The sequence below is a fragment of the Pedobacter caeni genome (genome assembly GCF_900129215.1).
Classification (GTDB): Bacteria; Bacteroidota; Bacteroidia; order Sphingobacteriales; family Sphingobacteriaceae; genus Pedobacter; species Pedobacter caeni.
This window is the reverse complement of sequence record NZ_FQUQ01000002.1, coordinates 88,892-115,117: the sequence shown is the minus strand read 5'-3', so window position 1 is coordinate 115,117 and position 26,226 is coordinate 88,892. Positions and strand designations below refer to the sequence as shown.

At 41.8% G+C, this 26,226-nt stretch carries 21 protein-coding genes and 1 tRNA gene; 9 read left to right on the top strand and 13 right to left on the bottom strand.

Annotated features, from left to right (window positions below):
* The 4 genes from BUC20_RS07845 to BUC20_RS07830 all read left to right on the top strand — a co-directional run bounded on the left by BUC20_RS07845 (position 1) and on the right by BUC20_RS07830 (position 2,099).
* Positions 1–744: a hypothetical protein gene (locus tag BUC20_RS07845; protein ID WP_143166743.1), complete on the top strand. Its 744-nt coding sequence runs from the start codon at positions 1–3 to the stop codon at positions 742–744.
* Between the two features lie 14 nt (positions 745–758).
* Positions 759–1,118, top strand: a complete 360-nt coding sequence (locus BUC20_RS07840) for a hypothetical protein (RefSeq protein ID WP_073229773.1) — start codon at positions 759–761, stop codon at positions 1,116–1,118.
* 85 nt (positions 1,119–1,203) lie between these two features.
* On the top strand, positions 1,204–1,824 hold the full coding sequence (locus BUC20_RS07835; protein WP_200800909.1) for a sigma-70 family RNA polymerase sigma factor: 621 nt from the start codon (positions 1,204–1,206) through the stop codon (positions 1,822–1,824).
* A gap of 5 nt (positions 1,825–1,829) precedes the next feature.
* The gene (locus tag BUC20_RS07830) at positions 1,830–2,099 is read left to right on the top strand and encodes a hypothetical protein (RefSeq protein ID WP_073229771.1); all 270 of its coding nucleotides are present in this window, start codon (positions 1,830–1,832) and stop codon (positions 2,097–2,099) included.
* 59 nt (positions 2,100–2,158) lie between these two features.
* Here BUC20_RS07830 and BUC20_RS07825 read toward each other — a convergent pair whose 3' ends face one another.
* From BUC20_RS07825 to BUC20_RS07810, 4 genes are all read right to left on the bottom strand, one after another.
* Entirely contained in the window at positions 2,159–3,601 is a 1,443-nt protein-coding gene (locus BUC20_RS07825; protein WP_234994479.1) for an alpha/beta hydrolase, read from the bottom strand.
* A gap of 9 nt (positions 3,602–3,610) precedes the next feature.
* Positions 3,611–5,326 (bottom strand): RagB/SusD family nutrient uptake outer membrane protein, encoded by a 1,716-nt coding sequence (locus tag BUC20_RS07820; RefSeq protein WP_073229769.1) that lies wholly within the window; start codon positions 5,324–5,326, stop codon positions 3,611–3,613.
* A gap of 17 nt (positions 5,327–5,343) precedes the next feature.
* Positions 5,344–8,577 (bottom strand): SusC/RagA family TonB-linked outer membrane protein, encoded by a 3,234-nt coding sequence (locus tag BUC20_RS07815; RefSeq protein WP_073229768.1) that lies wholly within the window; start codon positions 8,575–8,577, stop codon positions 5,344–5,346.
* 287 nt (positions 8,578–8,864) lie between these two features.
* Positions 8,865–9,287: a thioesterase family protein gene (locus BUC20_RS07810; protein WP_073229766.1), complete on the bottom strand. Its 423-nt coding sequence runs from the start codon at positions 9,285–9,287 to the stop codon at positions 8,865–8,867.
* Positions 9,288–9,533: 246 nt separating this feature from the next.
* Between BUC20_RS07810 and BUC20_RS07805 the strand changes: the two genes are divergently transcribed.
* The 3 genes from BUC20_RS07805 to BUC20_RS07795 are packed head-to-tail and all read left to right on the top strand — an operon-like array spanning position 9,534 to position 14,887.
* Positions 9,534–12,020 carry a tetratricopeptide repeat protein gene (locus BUC20_RS07805; RefSeq protein WP_073229764.1) on the top strand — a complete coding sequence of 829 codons (2,487 nt, stop codon included), beginning with the start codon at positions 9,534–9,536 and terminating at the stop codon, positions 12,018–12,020.
* Between the two features lie 4 nt (positions 12,021–12,024).
* Positions 12,025–13,806 (top strand): HSP90 family protein, encoded by a 1,782-nt coding sequence (locus BUC20_RS07800; protein ID WP_073229762.1) that lies wholly within the window; start codon positions 12,025–12,027, stop codon positions 13,804–13,806.
* A 7-nt stretch (positions 13,807–13,813) separates the two neighbouring features.
* A complete protein-coding gene (locus BUC20_RS07795; protein WP_073229760.1) occupies positions 13,814–14,887 on the top strand; it encodes a hypothetical protein in 1,074 nt (357 codons plus the stop codon).
* A 74-nt stretch (positions 14,888–14,961) separates the two neighbouring features.
* Here the strand turns inward: BUC20_RS07795 and BUC20_RS07790 are convergent, their stop codons facing one another.
* The 7 genes from BUC20_RS07790 to BUC20_RS07755 all read right to left on the bottom strand — a co-directional run bounded on the left by BUC20_RS07790 (position 14,962) and on the right by BUC20_RS07755 (position 22,549).
* Positions 14,962–15,717 carry a PoNe immunity protein domain-containing protein gene (locus tag BUC20_RS07790; protein WP_073229758.1) on the bottom strand — a complete coding sequence of 252 codons (756 nt, stop codon included), beginning with the start codon at positions 15,715–15,717 and terminating at the stop codon, positions 14,962–14,964.
* A gap of 9 nt (positions 15,718–15,726) precedes the next feature.
* Positions 15,727–16,476: a PoNe immunity protein domain-containing protein gene (locus tag BUC20_RS07785; protein WP_073229756.1), complete on the bottom strand. Its 750-nt coding sequence runs from the start codon at positions 16,474–16,476 to the stop codon at positions 15,727–15,729.
* A 27-nt stretch (positions 16,477–16,503) separates the two neighbouring features.
* Positions 16,504–17,919: a PAAR-like protein gene (locus BUC20_RS33555; RefSeq protein WP_084528679.1), complete on the bottom strand. Its 1,416-nt coding sequence runs from the start codon at positions 17,917–17,919 to the stop codon at positions 16,504–16,506.
* 10 nt (positions 17,920–17,929) lie between these two features.
* Positions 17,930–18,799: a hypothetical protein gene (locus tag BUC20_RS07770; RefSeq protein ID WP_073229754.1), complete on the bottom strand. Its 870-nt coding sequence runs from the start codon at positions 18,797–18,799 to the stop codon at positions 17,930–17,932.
* Entirely contained in the window at positions 18,796–20,667 is a 1,872-nt protein-coding gene (locus tag BUC20_RS07765) for a type VI secretion system Vgr family protein (protein WP_073229752.1), read from the bottom strand. The genes BUC20_RS07770 and BUC20_RS07765 overlap by 4 nt, the downstream gene beginning before the upstream one ends.
* A gap of 247 nt (positions 20,668–20,914) precedes the next feature.
* Positions 20,915–21,718 (bottom strand): class D beta-lactamase, encoded by an 804-nt coding sequence (blaOXA, locus tag BUC20_RS07760; protein ID WP_073229751.1) that lies wholly within the window; start codon positions 21,716–21,718, stop codon positions 20,915–20,917.
* Between the two features lie 9 nt (positions 21,719–21,727).
* Positions 21,728–22,549: a glutaminyl-peptide cyclotransferase gene (locus BUC20_RS07755; RefSeq protein WP_073229749.1), complete on the bottom strand. Its 822-nt coding sequence runs from the start codon at positions 22,547–22,549 to the stop codon at positions 21,728–21,730.
* A 101-nt stretch (positions 22,550–22,650) separates the two neighbouring features.
* Here BUC20_RS07755 and BUC20_RS07750 point away from each other — a divergent pair, with 101 nt between their 5' ends.
* A complete protein-coding gene (locus BUC20_RS07750) occupies positions 22,651–23,742 on the top strand; it encodes a S41 family peptidase (protein ID WP_159441068.1) in 1,092 nt (363 codons plus the stop codon).
* Here the strand turns inward: BUC20_RS07750 and BUC20_RS07745 are convergent.
* Entirely contained in the window at positions 23,725–24,570 is an 846-nt protein-coding gene (locus BUC20_RS07745) for a hypothetical protein (RefSeq protein WP_073229745.1), read from the bottom strand. The two genes, BUC20_RS07750 and BUC20_RS07745, sit on opposite strands and share 18 nt — an antisense overlap.
* A gap of 260 nt (positions 24,571–24,830) precedes the next feature.
* Positions 24,831–24,904, bottom strand: a tRNA-Ala gene (locus BUC20_RS07740).
* Positions 24,905–25,077: 173 nt separating this feature from the next.
* On the opposite strand from BUC20_RS07740, the gene BUC20_RS07735 reads away from it, so the two are divergent.
* Positions 25,078–26,196: a tetratricopeptide repeat protein gene (locus BUC20_RS07735; RefSeq protein ID WP_073229743.1), complete on the top strand. Its 1,119-nt coding sequence runs from the start codon at positions 25,078–25,080 to the stop codon at positions 26,194–26,196.
* The last annotated feature ends 30 nt before the right edge of the window (positions 26,197–26,226 follow it).

The following is a 26,226-nucleotide window of genomic DNA, read 5'->3' as shown; positions in this document are numbered from 1 at the left end:
ATGAAAAATGAAAACCCGGAAGTATTGGCCATCCCGCTGAGCTTTAAAATCGCCTGCGCTACCTATCACCTGGCAATACCGGAAGTATTGCAGTTATTTATAGACCACATCTCCTTTTACGACTCCTTAAGTCATAAGTCCGACGACTGCTATCGCCTTGCAACGAACACTTTGCTGCGTTATGTCCATCCCAATATCGAAGGAATGAGTCCTGCATTCCGCAAAAACAGGGAAGCCGTTATCAAATACATCAGAGAAATCATTCAGATGAGCGTCAGACCGGGAATTGTAGAAAACAAAAGAAGAAAATTATGCATTCCAATCGTAAAAAAGATTTTTCGCCTGATGGAGCCTAATGTCACCGCAGCAGGAAAAATACAATTATACGGGGATACCATACTCCCGCTGAGTATGGACTTTGCCATTATGTGCGAAACACACAATTGTAGCCCGGAAACCTATATCCAATATTTTATGGATCAGATTTCTCTACCGGAAACCCATGCCCGAATCGGTTTACATTGTGTATCAGAAAATCCTGCTATGGCCTTTTTCTACAGGAGCATTACCAAATGTAGCGTCCTGCCCAGCTCTCCTCAGCAAAAGTCTTTACAAATTGAATTCATCGATGATATCCAGGAGTTACACCTGAGGCTGTTCATCATCCGGGATGTTGCTAAAAGACGCGACAGCTACAAAGAACTTTATGATAATTACTACCAGAAACTTATACAAGCAACTTAAACACATCAGAAATTATGAACCTAAATTTAAAAATTACCCTTCCCGAAGATTTCAAAATTCTTTGCGACTTATTCCAGGTTACACCAGAGGAAATCATAAATAAGTTTATCAACAGGGTATCTTTTCCCTTTTACTACAGCCGGCCGGATGGCAATGAACGTTGGGCAACATTATTCTTTCTGAATGAGATTTCCGAGGGCAACCCAAGTGTCCAGGCAGAATTACCGCTTCATGAACCATTTATGGATGCCCTTGCAGAAGTCGTTTTTAAACACCTGGACATCGGGAACAAAAATGTAGAAAAAGCAGAACTTGCAGGCAGGATGGTCATGAAGAAATGGCATAAACACATCCTCGCAGAGCGAAAGAAATAACTTTTTCCGTCATCCTTCATTTGTTCCGGATGGCGGAAAACAATATTTTCTATCCTACGTTCCCCGATTATATTAATTTTGTTCCATGGAGCCTTCAATGCATACATCCGGAACCACAAAAACAATCAGGTCCTGGGTGCTCTTATACTTTGACAGCTTATACTCCTGGGCTTTTTATAAAACTTCCAGCAAAGAGTCTGCGGAAGACCTCGTGCAGGAAACATTTTTAGTGGCCCTGAAGTCTTTTGATAAATTTGAAGGCAGAGCTGATCCCAAATCATGGCTCTTTGGAATTTTAAGACATAAAATCACAGATTATCACCGCGAAAAATACAGGAAACAGACCATTCCGTTGTCGGAACAGCCCGACCATGCTTCCGAAAATCCTGATCATGCATCTGATCGCCTGCTCAGTACGATGTTCAATGCCGATGGGGAATGGAATGTACCGGAAAAACCACAGCCATGGCCGGAAGAAGCGGGCCATATCTTAGACAATCCCGATTTTAATCAAGTATTACAGGATTGTTTGAAGAAATTACCCAGATCCTGGTTTTCTGCCATTCAGCTGAAATTTATGGACGAAAAAAAACCAGCAGAGGTTTGTCAGGAGTTAGGGGTTACGCCGACTAATTACTGGCAGATCATCCATCGGGCAAAATTGCAACTTAGAAAATGTATACAGATCAATTGGTTTAACGGATAACGCATATGAAGAAAAAGATCATACACCTGATTCTGCTTTCCTGTAAGAAAGCCACGGAGCTGATAGAGAAAAAATCGTTATTTGGCTTATCATGGATAGAAAAAACACAACTGCGTTTACATACCAATGTATGTGATGGCTGTACTATTTATCAGCAACAGAGCATCTTGCTGGATGAAGCAGTTAAGGGGCAATTCAAAAACGATGCCTTAAAACAACGCATTCTGAGCAGTCTGGATAATGAAACCGGTCTTTACCCGGGCACAGACAATTAGCTTTGATGAGCTGATCAACATCAATCACAATTGATTACAGCCCATCAAAGCATTTAATTTTACTTTGCCCTTATCCAGGTTGCCAGATCATTCAGCAAGGTTTCAGAGACACTCACAGGCACTCCGTATTGCGACAAATTCCCTTTTTCTTTTTGCGGGCTCAATAAATGATTCAGCTCAGGATATAGTTTCAAGGTCACATTCTTTTTCTTACTCAGGGCTTCATTCCAAAGCTGAAAATCCTGTGGAGATACCTGGAAGTCAAATCCCCCCTGAACAACCATCACCTTTTGTTTGATCAGCTTTTTTGCTGTTGCCACCTGATCATAAAGGTTCAGATCCACCCAATAAGCCGCCGGTATTCCCAACAATAAAGAATCAGGTTTCATCAGGCCAAGCTTGGTAATCCTTGCTTTTGAGGTTTCCTTCAATGCCTCTTCGAGCTGTTTCTTTACCGTCCCGGTACTATCCTTTACGGTTGAGGCTGCATGTCTGTTTTGTTCATCGATCAGATCAGTTAATTTCCTTGCCGGAGCTGCTGCCAGAATCAAACCGGCAATATCCGGAGAAAGTGTAGCCATTCTTGGGGCAAGCATTCCCCCCATACTATGTCCAAACAAATATATTTTCTTTTTGTCCGCTCCCGGAACCGTCTTCGCCAATGCTACTGCTGCCAGGGCATCATCCATCACTTCTTCCTTTACCGTGAAAACTTTAGAAAATTCACCAGCATAAGCGAGTGTCCTTTTTACATAACGGATGCTGGCAATCCCTTTGGTAGCCAAACCTGCAGCCAGGTCTTTAAAGGGTTTGTTTGCTCCTACCGTTTCATCCATATCACTTGGCCCTGAACCATGTACTAAAACCACAATCGGGAAGTTGGTCCCTTTGGCTGGAGTAGTCAGCATGCCTACCAGGCTATGACCAGGTGTTTTAATATAAACCTCTTTTTCTTTATAAGCAGTAGTATCCGCATACGATGGTCTTACATACGACTGTGCATTGGATTTCTGTCTTGGAAAAAGGCCCATCAATTTCTCCGCTTTATTGAAGACCAGCATAAAGCCCTGGGTTTCCTTTTCGAATTTCACATCTACAGCAACAACAAAAAACTCGCCTTCTGTTTTACTTTGAACCACATCGGTACTTACGACCTTCCCAAAATTAGTATTCAGGCCTTTCCAAATCGTCTCCAGATTTTCAGCAGTAATTTTAGAATGGACACTTTCGTCGAAAAAGGCATAGGCATCATTAAACTTCTGCGCTTCCATCAATTTGAAGAAGTCGTCTGAGCGGTTAAACAAGGACAATACGCCTTGCGAAAATCCTGTTACGCTGAGGAACAGGGCAAAAAACAATAAAATAGCTTTTTTCATGTAATTGTTATCGTGGTTATTGGTTAATAGGGTTGCTTTCAGACCAAAGTTAGCATTATTTGGTTCTCTTTCGGGGATTTCTATACCACAAAAAAAAGGGCCACAAGGGCCCTTTCTTCTGATCATAGTAATCCGTTAGTTGTATCCCGGGTTTTGTTTCAGTACCCCCTGACTACGGTCAATCTGGTTTTGTGGAATTGGAAAATATTCATCCCTGTCTTCCATCACTACCGGCTTCAGGTAAGGAAAATATTCCCCTTCAAACTGAAAATAACTGTCCAGGGTTCGTTTCGCAATTCCCCAGCGCACCAGGTCATAAAAACGATGTCCTTCCAGCGCAAGTTCCAATCTGCGTTCCATACGTACGGCATTCCGTGCATAATCCTGGTTCGGGAAAGAGGGGTAAGGATTCACCTGATAAACCGCTACATTTACCCCTCCCACTTGCTTGGCCGGTAGCTTTGCAGCCCTGGCACGCACCTGGTTGACCAGTGTCAAAGCCCTCGGTACACCTCCTGTTTCCACTTCGCATTCAGCCGCCATCAGGTAAACATCTGCCAGGCGGATGATATTTACATTCAGTCCCGTTACATTGGTATTCCCCGGACCGGTCCCACTAGAAACCTGTGAAGCGTCTATTACATTTTTATAGGCTACAAAAGGGCCTCCGTTAGAAGGTTCACGGATCCAGGAATCGCCCTGCATCACCCCCCAGTCGTGGAAAGGAACACCTCTTCTGCCCATGGTATAATCCATACGCGGATCTATCTTAAGCGCTTTATCCAACTCATAAGTTTTTTTATCTGCATCACTAAGACCGAAATCAGACTTATAAGGATTAGCTCTGTAATCCTGCTCCAGCAGATAAGGCAATCCTGCGGCATCCACTTTAAAGGCATTAGCCAGGTCTATAGAGGGCTGGAAAAATCCGCAGCAGGTAATTGGCAAGCCATTCCCGTAAGGGAAGTTCAGGATGTCGCCCACATTGCCGTTATCACCACCTGTACCATCTGCACCAACTGAGTGTTGTACGGCAAAGATAGACTCCGGTCCATTCTCTTTCGTGATGTCAAAATTATTGGTGTAAGGTAAAGTTTCGAGTTGTGGCCTGGCGGCAATTACTGCGTTTAGCAAAGGCAAAGCATCCGGGTATTTCTTTTGATACAGGTAAACTTTTCCTAAATAGGCCTGGGCGGTAATTTTATTTACCCTTGTAACCGGATCTTTTGAAGTTACAGTCCCCAGGTTTTCCACTCCAAACTTGAGGTCATTCACGATAGCCGGATAAATATCAGGGGTATTGTCTACTGCCACAGTTGTAGTAGTTTCGGTAATCAGCGGTACGTTTTTAAAGATTCTGGCCAGAAAGAAATAATAATGCGCGCGCAAAACCCTGGCTTCTGCCTGAATTTCAATCGCCCTGGCTTCCGGGAATTTCTTATCTCCGGCCTGCACTATGCTTAGAAATTTCAGGGTATTATTGCAGCGAAGAATTCCTTCAAAGCAACGTGCCCAAACGTTCTCCAGGTTATCATTAGTACTCGTTGGTGCATGTCTTTCCAATAAATTCATATTGGGCTGATCGCCGTTATCACTTCCTTTATGTGCATTATCTGAGGTCACTTCTCCCAGCAGCCACTGACTGGGCGCGGCGCCATAGTTTCCAAAAGTACCGTTCACATTTCCATTCAAAAGAGAATAGGCACCCGTTAAAAATCCATCAACCCCTTCCTGAGTTTCCAGCTGTCCGCCGATCAATTCACCCTGTGGATTCTTTTCAAGAAAGGACTTACTACAACCTATTGAGGTGAGCAGGAATACGCTGAATAATATATAATTAATCTTTTTCATAACTTCTTTTTTTATCGTTAAAAACCTACACTTAAACCCAATAGAAACTGACGCGGACTAGGATAAATACCACGGTCTACCCCAAGGGCAGAAAATGTTTCCGTTTCCTGACTCACCTCAGGATCCAGTCCTGTATAATTGGTCAGCGTAAAAAGGTTGGTGGTACTTGCATAAATCCTCAGTTTACTCACCCCCCATTTGGCCCCGAAGACCTTTTCAGTTGGCAGTGAATAGCCGATTTGTAAGTTTTTCATGCGTAAAAAGCTTCCATCCTGAACATAATAGCTTGAAGAAGCATATTCCAGATCTGAAGCACGGATATTTGCCGAAGGAATTTTACTACCTGTATTTGTTGGACTCCAGGCATCCAGAAGCCTTGTACTTTTGGCTCCGTTGAAGGTAGAAAAATCTGTAAAATAACGGGTAGCCTCATAAAGGTCGATGCCTTGTACCCCATTGAAGAACATGGAAATATCAAAATTCTTATAGGAAGCATTGAAACTCAGGGAATATAAAAAATCAGGATTCGGGTTTCCGATAATGGTCCTGTCGCTAGGATCTATTTTATTATCTCCATTAACATCCCTGAACTTAAAGCCTCCTACACGGGCTCCGGTATAAGAAGCACTCTGGCTAATCTCAGCGGCATTCTGGTAGATCCCTAAGATGTCGTAGCCATAGAACGAACCAAAAGGTTGCCCCTCCTGCAGGATACTGGTCTGTAAGGTCCGGAAGGTACCATAAGGCTGTTTTGTAATTCCTGGTGCCAGTTTAACAATCTTATTCACATTTTTAGAGAAGTTAACCCCAATGTCAAATTTGAACGGTTTATCGTCATTCTTTCCATAATGATATGCCAGAGTCAGCTCCACTCCTTTATTGCTCATGTCTCCAACGTTCACGAAAGGCGATGCCCCCATTCCAACTCCCGTAGCAGGCAAAGGAATCGGGTAAAGCATGTCGCTCGTCTTTTTATTGTACCAGTCTAATGAGCCATCAATTGTGGATTTGAAGAGGCTAAAATCCAGCCCCACATTGATGGAGCTTAAAGATTCCCATTTAATGGCAGGGTTTTGATAATTATTCTGCCATACCCCTGGGGTAACATTATTATTCCCATCAAAGCTGTAAGCAGAATTAATGATCGAAGACTGGAATCTGTTGGCATATTGGAAGCCCGGAATCCTTTGATTTCCTGTTTCTCCATAACCTACACGGAGCTTAAAGTCGTCAATCCATTTCAGCTTATCTTTAATAAAACTTTCTTCGGAAAGTCTCCAGGCAACACTTGCAGCGGGGAAGTATCCGTACTTGTTTTCTGGTCCGAAGTTAGAAGAACCGTCACGGCGGATGGTTACACTAGCCAGATAGCGGTCATTATAAGAATAATCAGCACGCCCAAACAGGGAGAATAAAGAGCCAAGGGTACCTATACTCATATTGCTGATATTTTTAGAACCTCCGCCCAGGTAATAGTAGTCGGGATCCCCCAAAAGGAAGAACTCATTTCGTCCGGCATCTAAGCGCCTGGTATTGGAGCGGATGGCCTCTGTACCTGCCAATAAATTTAAACGATGTTTCTCCGCAAAAACCTTACTATAGGTCAGGGTATTGGTCCAGGTCCATTCGGTATTGTATCCCTGGTATTCATTCAGGTTATTTGAATTGTTGCCTTCAGAAAACTCTAGATTGGGATAACGCATACTCAGGCCATTAAAGTTTTCATAACGCATTCCGAAGCTCGTTCTGGCCGTAAGGCCATCCACAATATCCAGCTCACTAAAAACATTCCCAAAGAAGAAATTGCTTTTATTCAGGTTATCTTTTGCCCGGAAGAGGAAGGCCAGCGGATTTTCAGAGTTTCCCAGCTGACTTCCGCGGCTACCGGCAAAATTACCTTTGATGTCATAAACAGGAATAATGGTATTCATACGATACGCCCAGCTAATGGCACTGCCTTCATCCTGATACTCTCCTGACACGTTTGGATTAACCCCAAAACCAAAACCTTCGGAATAACTGTACTGCATATTTTCTCCGAAACGAAGCTTTTTATCCAGGGCAGAGAAGGTGGTATTGGCCCTTACATTATACCTTTTAAATCCAGTATACTCAATTGTTCCTTTTTGATTCAAATGCCCGATGGCAAAGCTATAGGTTGCATTTTCTCCGCCTCCGGAAGCTCCCAGCTGATAATTTTGCACGGGAGCGTTCCTGGTAATTGCATCAAACCAATCGGTTCCCTGTTGATTAGCTTTGGTAATCTGGTAGAATGTTCCCGGATCACGGCTATAATTATATTTTGAGGGATCAGCATCCGCAGCTGTAATTTTCTGTCCGGCAATCTTTCCTGCCACGAGGTATTCCGGAAGTGTTGGTGTAGCCCCATTCCCATAATTATCTCCTGTAGCGGGGGTCTCATTTGCATTTCTGTAGGCAGAGAAGAGGTATTCCGCATACTGCATCGGGTTCAGCATTTTAGGAAAAGTACCTTTCCTTGGCCGCTGTGTACCATAGTAGGTGTCAAACGTCACTTTAGGCGCACCAAGTGTTCCTTTTTTGGTGGTAATGATCACCACCCCATTGTTCGCCCTCGCTCCATAAATTGAAGCAGAGGAGGCATCTTTCAGCACCTGCATGCTTTCAATATCGTTTTGATTGAACCAACTGAGTTTTCCCTCATAAGGTACCCCGTCGATGACATATAAAGGATCATTGTTATTGATGGTCGTAACCCCACGGACTCTGATTTGAGGAGTAGATCCCGGAGCACCGTCATTTACGATCTGTACCCCCGGAGCTTTTCCCTGCAGTGCTTCCACCGCACTTGCCGCGGGTTGCGACTTCAGCTGGGTGATGTTAACGACTGCAACGGAACCGGTCAGGTCTTTTTTCCGCTGACTCGTATAACCGGTCACCACAATTTCACTTAAACTGTTGGCATCCGGCTGGAGCACCACATCAATTGTGTTTTGTGCAGCTACGGTAATTTCCCGTGTTCCATAGCCTACAAAAGAAATGGACAACACATCGCCGGGTTTCGCGACGATGGCAAAAATACCATTTGCGTCGGTTACGGTACCAACCTTTGTGTTCTTGACTTTTACTGAAGCACCGATAATGGGTAATTTGTCGTCACTACTGGTCACTTTACCAGAGATTTTGACCTGGGCGCTGGCTCCAAAATTTAGGAATAGAAAGGCCAGCAAAAGGAGAGATCTCCTTTTGAGATTGAGGATGATTTTAAACATAAGATATTTGGTTAGGTTAGTTAATAGGTTTGGGGTATTTCTGCTGTTTTACATAGGCCTGGGGGGATTAGGATTAGGATGATGATTTGGTTAATTGTAAAATGCCTGATACACAATATACACATAGTGTATTTAATACACAAGTACTTAGTGCTTTTTTTGCAGAAAAAAAAATTCCAAATAAACCTATAATGACCTTTCAACAGGAATGACCAAAGAAAAGCGCGCATAAAAAAACCGAAGGGATGCTTCGGTTCTCTTTTTCATCTATAAATCTACGTTATATATTAAGCAGGTTCATTTCTTTTTGCTGCAGCAGACAAGAGCCGTTCGGCTTCAATGATTGCCCGGGTATGTTCTCCTTCTCCAACTTTCCCCTTACGGTCAAAAGCTTCTACTTTAAACTTGTACAATTTACCTTCCTGCCCGATATAGGTAGCCGTTGCGGTCACCTCCATTCCTATCGGGCTTGCGGCCAGGTGCCTGATGTTTACCCCTACTCCTACCGATAGTTGTTGTGGAGTTTGTATCCGCTGTAATATCCTTCCGGCAGCGAGTTCCATCAATGCGATCATTTTTGTAGTCGCCAGCACATCTGCATAAGCATCGCCGGGCAATGCGGTCTCATGCGCTCCTAAAAGCCCCCTTGCTGTATCTTTTTCTGTAACAATTACAGATGCCGTTCCAACTTCTCCTACTGTTATCGTCATATTTCTGTTTTATTTCCAATTACAACATTCAACCAGCCTTTTCTATACCGGGCTAAACCTGAATGGCTTAGTTGGGTTGCTCAAAATAAATATATTCTGTTTTTTCAAATATTATCGCATAAGCAAGTTAATTATGATCAAATGGACTAATTGTTGCTCTTACATCGTTTTGTGACCGCGATTTTTTATCTTCCCAAATGAAATATTTTATTGCGACTATAGTTTTCATAATAACCATATAAGATAATGAGCCTTAAGACCACTTACACGACTTATCAACAAAATGCAAAAGATAGCGGGCCTTCGCCTGCCATAGCGCTACAGAAACTGACAAAAGATGAGCTTAAAACCACTAAAAGCTGGCATCAGGCGCTTGCAATTCTTGAACATGCAACCTCTTTACTTCCGGAAAACAGTCAGGAGGTATTTGAAGGGTATGAAAAACTTTTTATGGGCGGGCTCGATTTTAAATCGGCCGTTTACCTCGATGAAGCCGATTATGATTTTCATCTGGAAACCGTAATCGCAGTTCTTGAACGTCTGGCACCACACTTTCCGGTTGTTTATTCCCAAATCGCTTTTCAATACCGCGAGGCCAGAGGCACCCGCAGAGATCCTGCAAAGATTGCCCAATACCTGGATAAAGCAATAGCGCAAAATGTTGATTTAGCCATAGCCGTGAAAGGTTATCTGCAATATTATGGGGTGATTTTAGAAAAAGATGAAGAAACCGGCCTCCGTTTACTTCAGAGTTCAGATTCGGTATGGAATAAACTGTACAGAGGCTATTTGTCCTTAAATAAAGGGGAAACTGAAGGGATTCCTGCTTTAATAGCCGATTTGAAAACCAATACTGACCCATTAATAAAGAGAAATGCTTTGTTGTTTGAGGGACATTATTTAGACCATCAAGGCGATATCGATGCAGCAAAAGTGCTTTATCAAGGTCTTGTGGACAGCGACGAATCCGATTTTGCCATATTCAGATTAGGGACCATCATTTTCTCACAATCTGAAGAACCTGCTGCAAAAGAACAGGCTTTTGAACTCTGGAAAAATGCTTTTGAGTTGGGAACAATAGAAGCCGCCAACCATTTAGGCTACCATTCTCTTCCTGCTGATGAACAGCCAGGCAACGTGGATCAGGCCATTTACTGGTTTGAATTAGGAGCACGGTATAACAGCAATTTTTCTGCTTACCGTTTGGCATTACTCTACCTGTACGCTCCGCAGGCCCTTAATATAGAAGAAGGGATTTATTATCTCGATGAGGCCATCAGGAATGATTCTCTGGATGCAATCATTGAAAAAGCAGAGCTCCTGATTGACGGCTCACTTGTAGAGAAGAACGAAGAGGAAGGCGCAGCACTCCTTAAACAAGCCGCTGCAAAGAAATTGCCTTATGCCTTAAACAGGCTTGGCTACCTTTATGAAACCGGCCTTGTGGTGACTGATCAACCTGACCTTGCTACAGCCCTCGTTCATTATGAGGAGGCTGCGGAATTGGATTTCCCGACTGCCGTCAATAACGCTGCCCGTTTCTACCGCTATGGATTACTTGGAACCGCTGACCAGAAAAAAGCACAGGAGTTTTTTGAAAAAGGAGTAGAATTGAATTCTCCTTACTCCATGACTGAGCTTGGCTTCATGTATGAAGATGGAACCATTGAAGAGAACTATCAAAAAGCATTCGATCTGTTCAATAAAGCAGCAGAATTGGAATATCCTTTTGCACTGCATACTGCCGGAACTTACCTGGAGAATGGTTACCACAATCAAAATCCGGATCCTGAAGCGGCTTTCCCTTATTTCCTTAAAGGCGCAGAAATGGATTATGCCAACTGCCAGTTCGAAGTTGGCCGTTGCTATCGCTTCGGAACAGGAGTAGCAGAAAATCCGGATAAAGCACTTGAATATTACAGACTGGCCGCTGAAGCAGGCAATCCAAAAGCCATGGTAGAGCTCGGCTTATGCTATGAATATGAGTATGGCGTCTCATTTGATGCGCAAAAAGCTTTGGATTACATGCAGCAGGCTGCAGATCTGGGCTACTATTATGGCCAATATAAGCTCGGCTATTATTACATGCATGGATTAGTCGAAAAAGACACGGAAAAAGCCCTTCAATGGCTTGAAAAAGCAGCTGAAGCCGGGTCTGCACATGCCATGCTTGAAATTGGTGATTATTATATGTATGATTATGATCATATAGACCAGGCTGATAAATCCTTCGCTTATTATCAGAAAGCGATGGAAATGGGAGTGGTACATGAAGGACTGGGACTGGCCTATGAATATGGAATTGGTGTGGAGGCCAATAATGCCGAAGCATTTAAGTATTTTGAGATGGCTGCAAACAACAATTATGTGGATGCGATGTACCATACCGGGCGTTGTTATCTGAATGGTTTGGGTGTAAAAGAAAACCATGAAGAAGCCTTCCGCTGGTTCAATGAAGCTGCTCAGAGCAACAATTTATCTGCGCAATACTATACCGGTTCCTTATTGCTAAACGGTAAAGGTGTAACCATGAACAAGGAAGAGGGCATAGAATGGTTGAACAGAGCTGCGGCTGAAGAACATGCAGGTGCACAATTTGACCTTGGGAATTGCTACCTTATGGGAGATGGAGTAGAAGAAAGCGAAGATACTGCCATGTATTGGTTTGAAAAAGCGGCAGACAATGGCCATGAGAAGGCCATGAAATTAACAGGTAGAAAAAAAGGAAGATAATAATATGGATGAAAATCAGCAATACTTGTTTCAGGTAAACCTTAAGGGGATGATCTCCTTATTATCTGAGCATTTGTATAGCAATCCGAATACATTTGTGAGAGAGCTGCTCCAGAATGGAGTGGATGCAATCACTGCTTTAAGGACGATGGACGAAGATCATGAAGGCTGTATCAGGATTTATTTACCTGATAGCAGTCGTTCGGAACTGATCTTTGAAGACAATGGCATTGGCCTTAAAGAAGATGAGATTCATAAGTTTCTGGCCGTTATCGGGGAGAGTTCCAAGCGGGAGGCCTTCGAAGCGAAAGATTATATCGGCAAATTCGGTATCGGCTTGCTCTCTTGTTTTGTGGTGAGCAATGAAATCATTGTGGAATCCAGATCAGCACTAAGCGAAACTGCGGTCAGGTGGACCGGCAAATCTGACGGAACCTATCACATTACCCAGATCGAAGAAGAACGCCCGATTGGCTCAAAGGTGATCCTTTACCCTAAAGAAGAGTTTAAATATTTATTCAAGCCCGATGTTTTTCGCAAGAACCTGGAGTATTACGGAGAGGCATTACCCATGCCGATCCACCTTCACCATGAGGAAAATATCCATTGGATCAATGAAGCCGGAGCCTTATGGCTGGATCCAGCTGCCACTAAAGAAGAATTACTCGCTATTGGCAGGAAGGCTTTTAATACCGGCTTCTTAGATGCTTTCCCCATTGCAACTAAAGATGGTGGGGTAAAAGGCGTGGCTTATATCCTCCCTTACAAAACACAATTTAGTGGAAAGCAAACCCATAAGCTATTTTTAAAACGGATGTTTCTGAGTGATGATGACTGTAGATTACTTCCTAAATGGGCGTTTTTTATCCGTTGTATCCTCAATGCAGATGGTTTAGATGCGATCGCTTCAAGAGAAGCCCTTGTTTATAATGATGCCTTAAAAGGCGCTAAAAAAGAAATTGGCAATACGGTTAAAGCTTACCTTAAATCTATCGGCCTGATTGACCACCAAATTTATCAGAAGCTGATCAGCACGCATTACCTCCATCTGAAAGCAATTGCAGCTGAGGACAATGAGCTGTTACAGGTATTCATTGACGACCTTCCTTTTGAGACGAATAAGGGCATCCGGACTTTCAGAAATATCAGGGAGCTGGAAGACACGATCTTTTACACCCCGAATATTGATGATTTCAAGCAGGTCCGCCGTATTGCAGGTGCTCAGGGAACCCTGATCATTAATGCTGCTTATACGTTTGAGGAGGAGCTATTGAAAAAAATCCAAAGACTGGACAGCAGCCTGAAGATTGAGCAAATCTCTCCGGGAAGCCTGTTAAACAGCTTCCATGCTGTGGATGTAAGCCTCGACCCGCAGCTTGCCGATTTTGAAATCCGTGCCAGAGAAGTTTTGAAGAAGCTCAACTGTACCTGCAGCCTGAAGCGCTTCAGCCCGGAAGATACCCCGGCGATATATGTGGCTCCTCAGGATGAAATCAGCACAAAGCAACCCGTTTCTTCGAACAACCCGCTGACGGCAACGCTCAGTGCTTTTGCCCCGAAAAAGAAAGCGGTACAACCGGTATTGTGTTTCAATGCAGACAATAAGCTGGTGAAAAGCATGATCGGGATTAAGGATCCTTATGTTTTCCCTTCTATCGTTCACATTTTATATGTGCAATCACTATTGCTCGGAAAATATCCGGTAAGTGATACAGAAATGAACTTGTTTAACGAAGCACTCCATAGCCTCATCATTATGGGGATGGAGAATTTTATTAATATTTAATTACACCATGAGGTATACATTAGAAGTACAGAAATTATTAAACCGTGCAAACCAGGAAAGTATCCATCCAAAGGATGCCGGAAAATTATTGGTTCAGGCCATCCAGATTGCAGATTCGAATGAGGATGTGGAATTGGGATATGACTTAAGGTCTGAATTAATGGATAAAGAATGGGGTTTGTCTGACAGGACAGAATTTGTAAGTCTTTTCAGCTGGATGTTAAACGCTTATGATGCTGATCCGGAAAATTACGACATAGAAGACCTGTTATGGAAATACAAATGGATCATTAATGAATTGTATTCCAATCCTGATGTTCCACTGGAACAGATTCAACTCGTTCTGGAAGATTATAAGCGCAGGCTGGAAGAAAAAGGACTGGGCATCCGTTCCTATTATTCCAAACAGCTCAACGAGGCACTGTATCAGCAGGATGCTGCTAAAAGCAGTGTTTTTCTTGACCTGGTGAATTCCGTTCCAAGAGATGAGCTAAGTGATTGTAACGCTTGTGAAATGGACACAGAGGTGACCTACCTGATCAATGAAGGTAGTTTTGGAGATGCATATACCAAAGCCCTTCCCCTGATTCAGAAACAATATACCTGTGCCCATGTACCTGTGATTACTTTTTGCCAGCTGTGTTACATGGCGATCAGGAGCAATGAACCGGAAAAAGCAGCGGAACTCTTCCATCAGGCAGAAGAAGGATTACAGGAAGTAGAGAACGACAGCTCGCTGATCACTTCCATCGGCAACCTGATTGTTTATTTGTTCTATACAGATAAAGATAAAGGCTGGCAATACATAGAGAAATACCTTTCCTGGGCAGATTCTACCAAGACGAGCCGCAGATTTTTCTTCTCTCTGAATATGGCAGAGGCCTTAAAACAGGAAGATCAGGAAAAAAAGGTAAATATCGAACTACCTCATGATCATCCATTATACAGCGCTGCAAACCGTTATAAAGTAAAGGACTTGTACGATCACTATTACGACCAGGCACAACAGTATGCTGCTGAATTCGATGCGCGTAATCAAAACAATAATTTTTCCATTCAATTAGAAAAAGCGCTTAGTTAATAGCTATTGAAATTTTTAATCCTTCAGGATTTGATTAAATCCTGAAGGGTTAAAAATTAGATCAGGTTCATATTTTAATCTTTCCAGTGTACCAGATCATAAGGATAATGTGGATGGTCTTTGAAGCTGCTATCGTCTAAACCCATTACTTTGACTACAGCAGCAACCTCCCATGCCCAATAGCCGCTATACCCCCAGTCTCTTAAATGCGTATTATACCATGCGGCTTCCTTATGCAGGTCATACCACTTGTTCAGGTATTCTTTAATGGCCTGCTCAGTTTGCCCTACAGGCAGTTGTGAGATCTGATACAGCATTTCATAAGGTTTGTACCCGGCTCTCTTTTTGTTTTTCTGACCAGAAAGATAAAAGAGAAGCGAATCTGGCTTTAATCTTTCGGCGATCTTGTTATGATCAGTCTTTCCGATAAAATCAATCATCCTTTCGAAGTCTTCCTTTGGCAGATCAAACAAGATGGTCAATGAAAGCATCTGAAGTATCAGTGAACATCCCTGGTAATTTTCAGACCAGCCCTTCAGGAAAAACTCAAGTGCCTCCTTAAATACAGGTTTTATTTTTTCTACCGATTCTCCCTGTGAGTATAGATTACTGAACTTATCCAACCTGATCGTACAAGCGCTGATATAGTGAAAAGGTGACAATTCTCCATGTTGTTCAATGTATTTTGCAAAATCTTCAGGATCATTATTTATCCATTTCTCACACCTGGAAACTTCAGATTTAAAGTACCTCTTTCCTTTGAGCTTATCTCTTAATCCGGCTTTATTCTCTTTAGCTGTATTCCCGAATAATTTGTCGAATAATCCCATCTTAAGGTTTTAATCCTTCCAATGTACCATATCATAAGGATAATATGGATGGTCTTTGAAGCTGCTATCGTCTAAACCCATTACTTTCACCACAGCAGCAACCTCCCAGGCCCAGTAGCCACCATATCCGCGGTCTTTAAGGTGGGCATTAAACCAAGGGTCATCTTTATGCATTTTATACCAATTGTTCATATAATCAGCTGCTGCTTTTTCGGCCTCTTCCTTTGGTAATCTGGTGATCTCGTATAATGGCTGATAAACCGGAGGAAACAATATTCCCTCCCCTTTATTTTCTGTTTTTGCTCTTGAGTTCAGCAAAAACCAGAGTAATGAATCAGGTCTCCAGTTGTCTAATTGCTTATTGTTATCCGTTTTCTCCATGTAAGTCACCAGACGGTTGAAATCTTCAGTGGATATTTCAAACAGAATACCTAATGAGATCATGAGCAGGATATCAGCATAGGTAGCTTCTTTTTCCTCCCAGCCTTTTACATAATTATCCAGAGCAGGACCGTAATCTTTAACCAGTTCGGAAACCGGACTGCCAGCAGAAAATCTGAGGGAAATAATCCGTTGAAACTTTGAAGATATCGACCAATAATTGAAAGCAGTAAGGTTGGGCTGTGCAGACAAATCGTTGATGATCTCTGTAAACCTTATGATTTCGTTTTTAAAATACTTTTCGTCCTTGAATTGGTCCCTTAATTTTGTTTTACTGTCTTTAGTTGTGCTTCCGAATAACTTGTCGAATAATCCCATTTTAATATTGTTGTTTACTAAATGTATTTAAAAAATCGAATCTAAAAAAGAGGAACCTGCTTTACTACCCGCAAGTCCGCCTATGATACCTCCCAAAACTCCCCCAATTACTGTGCCTACTCCCGGACAGATTGCAGTACCAATCAATGCACCGATCTCCGCTCCTGCCCAGGCTCCGGCTGCACCTCCAATAGCAGATCCTGTTGCCTGTTGGGTTTTATCTCCAAATTCCCCTTCTTCTGCATACGCGCTTCCAATGCTGACCGCATCCATGACTATCCCAACAACAATGGCTCCCCTGCCGATCACCTTGCCCGTAGTTTTAAGCGCCGGCGTTGATTCCATAAACTGGGTGGCTTTCCAAAGTGCATTATTCGCTTTGGTAGCCCCTTTACTTGCCTGAATCTTCTGAGACAGTCTTGAGTCAGCCAAAGCTTTCATTGCAGCCGAATTACGGGCAGAGGACCTGGCACTGTTCATCATTTGTGCCGCTTTTGAGGGCGGTTTTGATTCCAGCATTTCGAATTGTCCTCTTGTGGCTTTGCTGCCATCTGAAGCATGTGTTTCTGATGATAACCCTGCCCGCGTTTTCTTTTTGCTACCGCTTCCTTCGGTTTTATCTGTATAAATCACTTCTCTTTCCAAGGTACCATTATTATTGGCCCTCCGCATTCCCGCCTCATCCTTTGGGTTGGCAATCGCACCATTATCAAGGTGATTTTCTGTCCACCTTTGACTGAGTTCTTTACCATTATTGGTATCTGCTATTCTTGCGGTTCCATACTTACCGTCAGTTTCCCTGTAAGTCCCGTTTCGTTCATAAGCACCATCAATTCCCGCTGCGGTATTCTTATCAATATTCATATTAGGATGCTCTGATCTGATATCCCGCCAATTGTTCTCCCTATGGTAGATGTTGTCTTTCATCTCTCCATAATTCCCGCTTCTCCTCCGGTCGCTCGGACTATTGTCCCTTACTAAAGAGAGTTTGCCATTTTCTACATCATATACCGTTCCTCTTTGGTTATAGTCAATTGCATCTTTATAATTTAACCATTGTGCAGCCATCCCCAGGCCTGTGTCGTAACCAGAACCAAAATCGGCTACATTTCCAAAAAATCCGGTAGGGGTATTAAAGGTTACACTAACCTTCCCACCCTTCTTACATAGCAGGTTGGCATCATCGAACAGAAGTTTATAGCCATTGACCTTTACTCCCTGATTGGTTTTATCCCAATAAATCGGATCTGGTACACATGCCCCACCGGTAACCGAACAGGTACCCATTGGCAGGATATTTTCTCCTGGAACCATATCCATTTCGCTCGCCAGGAATTCACCATAAATCTTGGTATTATTGTGATGCGTTACTTTAAGCTTGCATGGTGCTGAACCTTTATCGCACATCAGACAACTATTGTCCGGAATATATTTCTTTGCCATAACAATCTTTTTAATTCGACTGGTGAACTAATGGGAGAGACCATGGTCGGTTCTGATCCTTTTCTTTATCTGTTCCGCCCGGATGAATGAGCTTGACCTGATGGGCAGTCGTGACCTGATAAAAATCCGGCACTTCCACCTCCAGAAACAGATCGGCACTTTCCATCTTTCCATTTAACAGGATATATTCTTCTTCCAGATCCACCTGAAGGTCTACCTTTAGATTGTAAGTATTGGTCAGGTCTTTGAACATCCGGATGACCGGTTTGGAATCGAAATTTCTGACATCCAGTGTCCCGTTATTGGTGATCAGTAAGTGTTGATCATAGACCTTTGAGGTCTGCATGATATTTAGCGGTAAATCTGTTGTTCCAAAATACCGCGGGATGACCAGCTTACTTTCTTCTGAAACCGGATGCACCTTGGGAAGCGGCTGGAACAATGCCCTGAAGTGATTATAACCTATAAAACTTTGAGCCAGACGTTTTTCATCATTGAGCAACACATCTGTTTCTGCAATCATTTGCTGAAAGCCCGGGGTCTTTGCATATTTCTTAGACAGCTTTTCCCGAAACTGATCTTCCCAACGTGTTTTCAAGTGTTGCAGTCCCTGCATCCCCACTAGTTTTCCTTCCAGATTGGTGAGAAAATAAATTGGGGTCTGGAGCCATTCCAGATCTTCTGCCCATTCATGAATCAATGCACTTCCTTCCATTTTCTGATCCAGCAGCTTGTATTCAAACAACAGGTGATCATTCTTCCGATCTATTTGTCTGAGTTCCACCCATCTGTCTTGTACAAACTGATTGATCCTGCCCCCTATCCGCACTTTGCTTGCCGTGCTGATGTGATAGGAAATTGTTTCCTGTGTTTCCATCATGACTGATTAATTTCTACATCATCGGCCCCGATTTTTGTCAACACTCCCCCATATATGCTCATCTCATCTACAGAAGTCATGTCTGCCTTTTTTGAAGAGGTTTTAAGCATCCCTACTGCTGCATCAATCGTGACATCTTTTGCAGTCGCAGTCAGTTTGATGTTCTCCGTTTCGCTGGTAAAAGTGATGTCTTTTTTAGCGTTTGTGGTAATGCCTTCATCCTGAGCGGTCGTGGCAATCGATTTTTTTGCAGTAATGCTGATGGTACCTTCACCACCACCTTCCTGTGCCGGGCTTGAAACGAGATTAATGCTATTCCCTGCACTGATGTTAATGTCTTTTGATACCAGGTTTATGGTATTTGGCGCAGAGATCGTTACTGTTCCGTCTCCGTTCATGGTAATGACATTTCCACTCGGATCTTTTACATTAATACTGCCATCACTATCGTTCAGTATTACGGTATTTCCGCTTCTGGTGGTTAGTGATTTTGTCTTGTTCGTTTGTCCGCCACCCGTAGCAATCTTTCCATGAAAAACACTGCCCATCACGATAGGTCTGGCAATATTTCCTTCTTCGAAGCCAACCAATACCTGATCACCTTTTTCCGGAACGAATACAAAGCCCCTGTTTTTATTCACTTTATCACTGCTTCCTGCATCCGGGGTGACTACCCTCAGCCATTCCGTATGGTCATTTGTCTGACATTGCCATTTGAATTTGACCTTAATACGTCCCTGTCCCTGTGGATCATTGTTGTCCACTACATCCGCCAGCTGCATATCCGGACTTGGTCTTTCAAAGTTTTTAAAAGAAATCCGCTCTGTAGTCGATACAATCCCTTCAAAAGAATTGTTATAATGTCCGCGATCATCAATGAAATGCTGTACAGAAGTGATCAGAAACTTACCTAAACTCTGACTGTTAAAGCCCAGATCCTCTTTCAGACTCATACTGATATCTGCAATCACTCCAATACCAATTTCCGGATTATCTCCCTGGGCATTGATTTTCAACAGCTTGCTGATGTTCGCTTTTTCTTCATTCTCCACATGCGATTTAATATCGCTCCCATTATCCACCCGAATAGTAGAGGGTTGGTTGAAGGTTTTACTATACATGGTGTTGGAAGCATTCACGGCATGAATCAGATCCGGTCTGCCCTCTGCCTTTCCGGTACTTTCACTCTCCAGCATCTGATCCTGCTTTGGATTATAAGCAAATCGTTTGTTCTTTATAGGGGCAACTCCCATCGCATACTGCAACATCTGTATATCCCTTCCATAAAACAGGCTGATTTCTTTCTGATCATCCGGTTTCCCAAAATTGAGATTCTCCCCATCGTAGTAAAACCATTCATGATATTCTCCGCTCAGGCGATTTAAGAAATCGAAATCACTTTCCCTATATTGGATGACATAGTCAATAGGGTTGGCTCTGTCGGCTTTAGTGACGATCCTGAGGTCATTCTCCGGTGTATCCTTTGTGGCTAATTTTACGATCGTATTCAGGTCTTTATCCAGGTAAGATCCCAGATCCGGCCCCCTGTCGATCAGAATAGTCGGACTATAACCACTTACGATCAGGACTCCATGATAACCGTTGCTTTGGGTCAGTTCAACATTAGTCACCATTCCGGAGAACTTTTGTGTCTTATCAGCAGTATAGCCAAATGTTGCGGTTAATGTCTGGCCCACAAAATCACGGCTATCGTCCAGACTAATGAGTCCGGGAGCTCCCATTTGATCGTGTTTAAACCGGAGTTCAAAGTAATGGTGTGCGTTAAATTGTTGTTGAAGGGTGAAGGAGCTAAAGTATAATATAGACTTGTCTCCTATATTGATTTCTTTAATAAGATTGTTTTCCATAGTACCTGTTATAGAGATGATTACAGTTTTAGGTTCGACATAGCCTCCTCCAATAATTATTCCAATTGATGTAGTATTTAGTAAACTATTATTTAATTAATAAAATTGATATGTATATTGTCTGTGAGGTAAAAAGGAAACAGTGTGCAGGAAAAACTAAATTTCTAACCTGTGTATTTCCGCAGGCTGTTCTTCTGGAATTCTGAACACTCCTTATTCTTACTGCGGCTCATTTCCGAAGCCTGTTTTATTTCTTCAGGATGTTCAACTCCTCAAGAATATGATAAGCAATATCCTGACGTGCATTTGCGAAATCAGCCCCTCTGTTTTCAGTCTGTATGCAATTTGAAAAATAGTATACATTGTCTTTGGTGGTCACATAGCCTACATACCATCCAATGGTCAGATTATCCTGTTTTCCGGAGCCTGTTTTAGCCCTGAGCACCACTCCTGCGCTATCCTTAACCATCATCATCTTCTTTACGATATCCATAGAACGGGAAGAAAGAGGGAGTTTGTTCTGTTGTAATTTCCTTAGAAATTCAATCTGGGCAGCCGGCGTGATTCTCAAACCACCACGAAGCCAGAAACCATCTATTCCTCCTGATATATCTGCATTACCATAATTCAGCTTTTCCAGCCAGAACTTCATTTTTTCCTCACCCACCTTTCTCGCCAGTTCCTGATAAAACCAGACTGTTGAATTTTTGAAAGCGTTCTTCATATCGGTATCGGCATTCCATGCCGGCATGGGTCTTTCTTTCCCATCCCATTTGGAAACTACATTTTCATCTGCTACCGCAGCTGTTTCCAGTGAAATCAGGGAGTTACAGATCTTAAAAGTAGAAGCTGGTGTGAATGGAGTGCTTGCCTGTTCCTGGTTGTAACAGGTATATTTATCATTCTTCTGATCATAGAGAATGAAGGAACCCTGAACTTTGTATTGATCATAAAACCTTTTAAAGTCTTTTGTTTCTTCCGGCTTTTTCAGTTTAAATGAGCTTAGTCCCGAAAGCACAAAAAGAAGACACAATGGAATATAGATTTTCATAGGGTTGTTTTATTTGTTAAGGTCAATCTCGTAGATATTGGCCCAGAGTTTACCGGTTACATACATTTTATCTGAAGCTGCATCGTAAGCAATCCCATTCATCTCTAATGCTTCAGGATTGTTGTTTTTCTCGGTAAGCGCTAAGGTATTAAAGTTCAGCTTGCCAATCACCTTAGCAGTAGCCGGATCAATTTTAACAATATCGTTGGTGCCCCAGACATTGGCATAAATGAATCCATTAATAAATTCCAGTTCATTGAGTTTATCCAGCGCCTGCCCATTTTCTGTGACCTCCAGTGTTTTTACAGGCATCAGGCTATTCGGATCAAGAAAAGTTAATTTGTTGGTACCATCACTCATGATTAAAGAAACACTGTCTGTGGTTAAGCCCCATCCTTCAGCGTTAGCGTATTTAAATTCCCTGAGTTTTTTGAAGGTGGTGGCGTCATAGATAAATCCGACCTGGGTTTTATAACTGAGCTGATAAAGTTTATCTTTCAGGATTACGCTACCCTCTCCAAAGTATTTTGACCTGTCTAATTCTATTTTAATATCCAGTTTACCTGTCTTCAGATTCTGAATTCCGATCAAAGAGCGGGTACTGGGCATATCAAGCGGAGATCCGGTACTTTCAAACAGCTTGCCCTGGTGAAAGAAAAGTCCTTCAGTAAACAAAGAGGTATCATGAGGAAAGTTATTGGTTACATAATGGCTGATCACAGCTGTTGAGGCTTGCTGCGCACTTTTATTTTCTTCCTTTATTTTAGGGGTATTCTGACAGCTTTGTAAGCTCAGGGCGACAAGTATTGCGCAAATAATTTTTCTTTTCATATCAGTTGAAGGCAAAGAAAGGCAAACTACTTTTTCTTACCTAAAATGATGCAACTATTTATAAAAAAAGTCATCTTGTACTTCGATCACATCAAATGTTCATGAAAAATCTACTTACGCTATTTCTAATTACAAGTTCAATAAACCTGCTTGCACAAAACTGTAATTGTCTGTTGAATTTTGATTACATGACTTCGAAGGTGAGTAAGAATTATTCTGGCTACCAGGCAAAGGTTAACCCGGAAAACCAGGTTAAGTTTGATCTTTTTACAAAGGAGCTGAGAGAAAAAGCTGCCGGAGTAAAAGCAACAGATTCTTGTTTTATCCTCTTAAAAACATGGACCAACTATTTCCGGGACCAGCACCTGAAAGTGCAGCTCAATGGGGATTACAGGAAAGCAAATCCGGAAAAAGTAAAACAGATCAACGCTCATTTCTCTGTAAAAAAGGAAACCGTTGCTGAGGTATTGAGCAGTCAGACAGAAATTAAAGCATTAGATGAGGCCTCAATACTATTGAGGCTTCCCTCCTTTGAATGGTCTGAAAAAAAGATCATTGACAGTTTATTAAAAACTCAGGAGGTATCATTGAAGAAAAGTCCTTATTGGATTATAGACCTGCGGGGAAATGGCGGAGGAACAGATTATACTTTTCAATCCTTGATTCCTTATTTGTATACCCAGCCAATCTTAAGTAAACCTGATGAATATTGGTCGTCTGAAGACAATATTGCCATTTTAGAAAAGAACTTAAAGGGCTTGAATGCAGCTGCTCCACAGCGGAACATCCTCATGTCCATCATTTCTTTAATGCAGAAGAATCCGGGTCAGTTTGTGAATCCTTCTGGGAAGGATCTATTCAGCATCACATTGGACAGCGTAAATGCGTACCCTAAGAAAATCGCGATCCTAGTGGATAAAGGAACTTTAAGTTCCGCAGAATCCTTTTTATTGATGGCCAGGCAGAGCAAGAAGGTAACCCTGTTTGGTGAAAATTCCGGAGGTAGCCTTGACTATGCAAATGTTCAATATTTTGATATCCCCTGCGATGATTACAGCTTATCCATTGCGATTTCCAGATCTAAACGTTTACCTGAACATCCGATAGATAACACTGGCATTCCTGTGGATGTAAAAATCAAGCCTCTTGAAAAAGATAAAATAAGGTTTATTCGTCTACTCCAGAATCCATAGGTTTTCATTATTGTCATAACGAATTATTTTTACCTCAGCAGTTTCGGTTTTGTAAAACAGATACAGATCTTCTACATCCCTGACTTTATGTTTCTTATAAACACGATGCAAAAAGGGATGTTCCAGATAGCCTAAAAACAAAAAGCTGCCTTTAGGAGCTGTTATTTTGTTCTCCACTAATAAGCGGAACATTTCTTTTTGCACTTTTTCCGCATTTGCGTCTATATCTAAGGTGTTAAAAAAGCCATTACCGGGTACAATTTTTGAAGGTTTCGGAAAAGACACTTTATCTATTTTCATCTGAGGTTCTGAAAAAACAAACAGCTCATTTAACCGGCCGCCATAGGTTTGTTTTGCATCGATATGAAAGTACAATTGGTGATCAATCCATTTTGCCTGAAAACAGGACTCCATATCTCCGCCATTCTCATAACTTAAGATCTGGTGATTCCCGATTAAAATTCTTTTTTGCGTAGAGGGGGCATTTTCACCAAGAACATACCTATCCATAAATATCTTCCCGAAATCATTGTAAAAAATGTACAGAAAATGACCTTTAATATTAAAGTCGATCACATTAAAAAACTGATATTTATTTTTATCAGCAAGTAAATCCGAGTTACTTTCGAACCTGTTCAGGATCAAGGGAGTCTTTTTTGAATTTAGCAGCTGTGTTTCGAAAATGGTAGTATTACCTTTTCTATTCACCACCAATTGAACCGTATTTCCCTGAATTTCTTTTTTAAACTGAGTCATTTCCTGTGCAACACTTTTCACATTAAATATCAATAATATAGCGCTGAGTATTATGATAAGATATTTTTTCATGTGTCAATCATTAATTCGCTATTCGTGGCCTTAACGTTCAATATATTTAATTTTTGTTATATCCTGAAAGCTCATCACTTAATCATTGTATGCGATAGCCCGGAAAATCTCAATAGTCACCATAATGATTATGGTTAGACACCTTGCGTGCGTGCGGTTTCATGCACATTCTAAACTCGTTTCATGAAGTTTAATTGCAGAACAAGAAACCCAATCAACAAAAAAAGCCCTTAGAACTCAATCTAAAGGCTTCATCAGGGTGGAGAATAGCGGAGTCGAACCGCTGACCTCTTGCCTGCCAGGCAAGCGCTCTAGCCAGCTGAGCTAATCCCCCTCGTGGCTTGTGGGTGGCAAAAATAGCAATTAGTTTGTGGAATGCAAATAAATATTGAAATAGACGATCCTGATGCCTCCGATCATGATCCATGTCAGTCTTATCTGGGGCGATCATTGCCTTAAATTGGTAAAAAGTTATCTATATTGCGGTATTAACGCAAATCATAAAAAATGGGACTTTTTGACTTTCTAAAAGCCAGGAAAAAGGCAATCGCAGAGGATCTTTTCAACTCGAAGCAATATCAAATTGAAATTACGGCTCTGGCCCAAACATTTTATTTCGAGAACAAACAGGATCTGTCTGTTGTAAAAAAGAAACTATTATGTGAAGGGCTTGATGAAAAACAAAGTAACATCATAATAGAAAGAATGAAAGAAGCAACCGCTGAGATGGTTGAGGATTTTCAAACTGAACTAACTTCAGGTAAAATATTGAAAGTTGATATCATACCAAACCCTGAACACCAAAAAGGTAAAGTAGATAAAGAACAAGTTGACAGATATATTGGTTATGCCGCCTATCAAATCGAGCAAAAGAACTTTGACAACGCTCTTGAACTTCTTGATAAAGCAATAGAACTTGATGATCAGGCAGTTCTTGCGTACGCCAATAAAGGAGCAATATATGATGAGCTTCAGGATCACGAAAAGGCATTGTATTTTCATGAAAAGGCATTAGAAATAGAACCAGATAACATCCTGATTCTTGAAAACAGAATGGATACCCGGTTTGCAATGTTATCAGCAACGAATGAGGAGGACTTTATAGATTCTGTAAAGGCCTGTTTACGGGTGAATACCATGAATCCAAATGCCTTAATCTATATCACTCAATACTACCTAAAAACAAACAACATTGACAATGCCCTAATTTCTATAAAAAATCTATTTTCAGAATTCTATCAGGAAAACATCGCAATAAAACTGCTGTTAAATACATTTGGCTCACTCAGCAAAGAAAAAGCCCTTGATCAATTTGACAAGTTTGAGAACGAACTCCCCCGGAAAGCAACATACCAGCTTAATTATTGTAAAGGTCTTTATTTGAAAGACCTGGGAGATTTTGATGCCGCTATTCAAACCTTCAAAAAACTTAATGCACTACAGGAATTTTCCTGGAATTATTATCAAATAGGAATCATTAAGAATTTACAAAATGAAACTGATGAGAGCATCACGTATTTAAAATTAACCTTTGATTTAGAGCCAGCCTTAAAACAAGATGCGAAGCAATATTTCGAACTGGAAAACTTATGGACAAACCCTAAGTTTGTTGAAATCACGAAATAAGTCAAGTATTTACTTATGCTGATACCACGG

Bases quoted from the DNA above. Each gene is read 5' to 3' on its own strand.
- BUC20_RS07745 (WP_073229745.1), bottom strand. From the start codon at position 24,570: ATGAAAAAATATCTTATCATAATACTCAGCGCTATATTATTGATATTT.
- BUC20_RS07750 (WP_159441068.1), top strand. From the start codon at position 22,651: ATGAAAAATCTACTTACGCTATTTCTAATTACAAGTTCAATAAACCTG.
- BUC20_RS07840 (WP_073229773.1), top strand. From the start codon at position 759: ATGAACCTAAATTTAAAAATTACCCTTCCCGAAGATTTCAAAATTCTT.
- blaOXA (WP_073229751.1), bottom strand. From the start codon at position 21,718: ATGAAAATCTATATTCCATTGTGTCTTCTTTTTGTGCTTTCGGGACTA.
- BUC20_RS07805 (WP_073229764.1), top strand. From the start codon at position 9,534: ATGAGCCTTAAGACCACTTACACGACTTATCAACAAAATGCAAAAGAT.
- BUC20_RS07830 (WP_073229771.1), top strand. From the start codon at position 1,830: ATGAAGAAAAAGATCATACACCTGATTCTGCTTTCCTGTAAGAAAGCC.
- BUC20_RS07800 (WP_073229762.1), top strand. From the start codon at position 12,025: ATGGATGAAAATCAGCAATACTTGTTTCAGGTAAACCTTAAGGGGATG.
- BUC20_RS33555 (WP_084528679.1), bottom strand. From the start codon at position 17,919: ATGGCAAAGAAATATATTCCGGACAATAGTTGTCTGATGTGCGATAAA.
- BUC20_RS07810 (WP_073229766.1), bottom strand. From the start codon at position 9,287: ATGACGATAACAGTAGGAGAAGTTGGAACGGCATCTGTAATTGTTACA.
- BUC20_RS07790 (WP_073229758.1), bottom strand. From the start codon at position 15,717: ATGGGATTATTCGACAAATTATTCGGGAATACAGCTAAAGAGAATAAA.
- BUC20_RS07820 (WP_073229769.1), bottom strand. From the start codon at position 5,326: ATGAAAAAGATTAATTATATATTATTCAGCGTATTCCTGCTCACCTCA.
- BUC20_RS07765 (WP_073229752.1), bottom strand. From the start codon at position 20,667: ATGGAAAACAATCTTATTAAAGAAATCAATATAGGAGACAAGTCTATA.
- BUC20_RS07755 (WP_073229749.1), bottom strand. From the start codon at position 22,549: ATGAAAAGAAAAATTATTTGCGCAATACTTGTCGCCCTGAGCTTACAA.
- BUC20_RS07845 (WP_143166743.1), top strand. From the start codon at position 1: ATGAAAAATGAAAACCCGGAAGTATTGGCCATCCCGCTGAGCTTTAAA.
- BUC20_RS07835 (WP_200800909.1), top strand. From the start codon at position 1,204: ATGGAGCCTTCAATGCATACATCCGGAACCACAAAAACAATCAGGTCC.
- BUC20_RS07785 (WP_073229756.1), bottom strand. From the start codon at position 16,476: ATGGGATTATTCGACAAGTTATTCGGAAGCACAACTAAAGACAGTAAA.
- BUC20_RS07815 (WP_073229768.1), bottom strand. From the start codon at position 8,577: ATGTTTAAAATCATCCTCAATCTCAAAAGGAGATCTCTCCTTTTGCTG.
- BUC20_RS07795 (WP_073229760.1), top strand. From the start codon at position 13,814: ATGAGGTATACATTAGAAGTACAGAAATTATTAAACCGTGCAAACCAG.
- BUC20_RS07735 (WP_073229743.1), top strand. From the start codon at position 25,078: ATGGGACTTTTTGACTTTCTAAAAGCCAGGAAAAAGGCAATCGCAGAG.
- BUC20_RS07825 (WP_234994479.1), bottom strand. From the start codon at position 3,601: ATGATCAGAAGAAAGGGCCCTTGTGGCCCTTTTTTTTGTGGTATAGAA.
- BUC20_RS07770 (WP_073229754.1), bottom strand. From the start codon at position 18,799: ATGATGGAAACACAGGAAACAATTTCCTATCACATCAGCACGGCAAGC.